The organism is Rhizomicrobium sp. (assembly GCF_056722145.1).
In genome coordinates, this window is record NZ_JBWZET010000338.1 from 1 (window position 1) to 2,957 (window position 2,957).

Annotated in this window: 3 protein-coding genes and 1 pseudogene; all 4 read left to right on the top strand. The window is 63.2% G+C overall.

All coding sequences use genetic code 11. From position 1 onward, the window contains the following. The coding region (locus tag AC1P6P_RS18045; RefSeq protein ID WP_481403834.1) for a homocitrate synthase/isopropylmalate synthase family protein at positions 1-225 on the top strand (225 nt) is incomplete at its 5' end. Positions 226-266: 41 nt separating this feature from the next. After that, positions 267-1,358, top strand: coding sequence for a 3-isopropylmalate dehydrogenase (gene leuB / locus AC1P6P_RS18050; RefSeq protein WP_481403835.1), 1,092 nt, complete (start codon positions 267-269; stop codon positions 1,356-1,358). A gap of 59 nt (positions 1,359-1,417) precedes the next feature. Further along, positions 1,418-2,863, top strand: coding sequence for a 3-isopropylmalate dehydratase large subunit (gene leuC / locus AC1P6P_RS18055; RefSeq protein ID WP_481403836.1), 1,446 nt, complete (start codon positions 1,418-1,420; stop codon positions 2,861-2,863). Beyond that, positions 2,863-2,957: pseudogene (locus tag AC1P6P_RS18060) on the top strand (3-isopropylmalate dehydratase small subunit); the annotation flags it as partial. The gene leuC and the pseudogene AC1P6P_RS18060, both read left to right, overlap by 1 nt.

Below are 2,957 nucleotides of genomic sequence, written 5' to 3' on the forward strand. Positions count from 1 at the left end.
GCAAAAACGCACTTGGTTCTCGGCAAGCACTCCGGCCGCGCGGCGCTGCGCCACCGGCTGGAGCAGCTCGGCTTCGCGCTCACCCGCGAAGAACTGCAGCAGACCTACTATCGTTTTGTCGCCATGGCCGACCGCAAAAAGAACATCTACGACCAGGACCTGATCGGCCTGCTGCCCGACAAGATTCGTGAAACCCGGCGCGAGCCCGTGTCAGAATTGGATTAGAACTGACTGACAACCGATCACTGACAACTGAAAGAGAGAGCATGAAGCTGAAGATCCTAGTCACGGCCGGCGACGGCATCGGCCCCGAAGTCACGAACGAAGCAGTTGCGGTTCTGAAAGAAGTTGCAGCGCAGGGCGGCCATGAGTTTACCTTCTCCGAGCGCCGCATTGGCGGCGTGGCCATTGTGAAGGACGGCACGCCGCTGCCCGAAGACACGCTCAAGGAAGCGCTCGCCAGCGATGCAGTCTTTCTCGGCGCCGTGGGCGGCAACGAGTTCAATTCCCTCCCCCCGAACAAGCGCCCCGAAGCCGGCCTGCTGAAAATTCGCGCCGAACTCGGCGGCTTCGCCAACCTGCGTCCCGCCTTCGCGTTCAAGGAACTGGCCATCAACAGCCCGCTGCGCCCGGAGATCATCGACGGCGCAGACATTTTGTTCGTCCGCGAACTGCTGGGCGGCCTCTACTTCGGCCAGCCGCGCCAGTGGGACAAGGAAAAGGGCGAAGCCTTCAACACCATGCGCTACACGCGCGACGAAGTGGTCCGCGTGGCCCGCATCGCCTTTCAGCTCGCACAGAAGCGCCGCAAGAAGCTGACCTCGGTGGACAAGGCCAATATTCTCGAAACCTCGCAGCTCTGGCGCGCCACCGTGAATGAAGTCGCCGCCGAGTTCCCCGACGTCGCCGTCGAGCATCAGTACATCGACGCCATGACCATGCACATCATGAATCGCCCGCGCGACTTCGATGTGGTGCTTACCGAGAATCTTTTTGGCGACATCATCACCGACGAGTCCGGCGTCATCACCGGATCGCTGGGCATGCTGCCCTCGGCCACCATCGGCGGCAAGGTGAATTTGTACGAGCCCGTCCACGGCTCGGCTCCCGACATCGCCGGCAAGGGCCTGGCCAATCCGATCGGTGCGATCCTCACCGGCGCATTGATTCTGCGCTATTCCGCCGGCCTCGACGCCGAAGCTGCGGCCATTGAAACCGCGGTGCGCAAGGTGCTGGAACAGGGCTTCCGCACGCCGGACCTGGCCCGCGGCAACACCAAGGACTTCAAGGTGCTGTCGACGACAGAAATGGGCGCGAAGGTTCTGGATACGGTGAAGTCGCTCCTCGTGCACGCATAACTGACAAGTGATCAGTGACCACTGTCCACTGATCACTGTCCACTGCTTTTAGGAGTTCCATGAGTTCCGAGCCAAAAACATTATTCGAAAAGGTATGGGAGAAGCACGTCGTCGTCGAGCCCCAGGGCGAGCCCACGGTGCTTTACATCGACCTGCAACTGGTGCACGAAGTCACATCGCCGCAGGCGTTTGAGGGCCTGCGCCTGGCCGGCCGCAAAGTGCGCCGCCCCGATCGCACCGTGGCCACGGTGGACCACAACATTCCCACTACCATCGAGGGCCGCCTCAACATCGTCGACCCCATCGCCGCCACGCAGATTTCCACGCTGCGCAAAAACTGCGCCGACTTCGGCATCGAGCTGTTCGACGTCGACTCGCCCAACCAGGGCGTGGTGCACGTGGTCGGCCCCGAGCACGGGCTCACCAAGCCGGGCATGACCATCGTCTGCGGCGACTCGCACACCTCGACGCACGGCGCATTTGGCGCGCTGGCCTTCGGCATCGGCACCAGCGAAGTGGAGCACGCGCTGGCCACGCAGACGCTGCAGCAGTCCAAGCCCAAGACCTTCCGCATAGCGGTGGAAGGCGAGCTGCCGCAGGGCGTCACGGCCAAGGACATCATCCTGGCCATCATCGGCAAAATCGGCACCGACGGCGCCACCGGCTGCGTGATCGAATACGCCGGCTCGGCCATCCGCTCGCTGAGCATGGAAGGCCGCATGACGGTCTGCAACATGAGCATCGAAGCCGGCGCGCGCGCGGGCATGATCGCTCCCGACGAGAAGACCTTCGCGTATCTCAAGGGCCGCCGCTACTCGCCGAAAGGCGCAGCGTGGGACGCGGCTGTCGCGGAGTGGAGCAAACTCACCACCGATCCCGGCGCAAAGTTCGATCGCGAACTGGTCATCGATGCAGCCACCTTGGTTCCCTACGTAAGCTGGGGCACCAGCCCCGGCATGGTCGCGCCGGTGACGGCTGCGGTTCCTGACCCAGCTCTCGCCACCAACGAGCTCGACCGCAAGTCCTTTGAGCGCGCGCTCGAGTACATGGGCCTGAAAGCTGGCGCGAAGTTCGAAGACATCGCCATCGATCGCGTCTTCATCGGCTCCTGCACCAACGGCCGCATCGAAGATCTGCGCGCTGCCGCGCGTATCGCCGCCGGCTACAAGGTGTCGCCGCATGTGACCGCGATGGTGGTTCCCGGCTCGCAGATCGTCAAGGCCGAAGCAGAAAAAGAAGGCCTGGACAAGATCTTCCGCGAGGCAGGATTCGAGTGGCGCGAGCCCGGCTGCTCCATGTGCCTGGCCATGAACCCCGACATTCTGCAGCCCGGCGAACGTTGCGCCTCCACCAGCAACCGCAACTTCGAAGGCCGCCAGGGCCGCGGTGGACGTACCCACCTGGTCTCGCCGGAAATGGCCGCAGCCGCCGCCATCGCCGGCCACTTCGTCGATATCCGCAACTGGCCCATCCACGAATCTGCCCGTGAAGAGGTGACCGCCTAATGCAACCGTTCAAGACTCTTACCTCCCTCGTCGCGCCTCTCGACCGCACCAACGTCGACACCGACCAGATCATTCCCAAGCAGTTCCTCAAGCG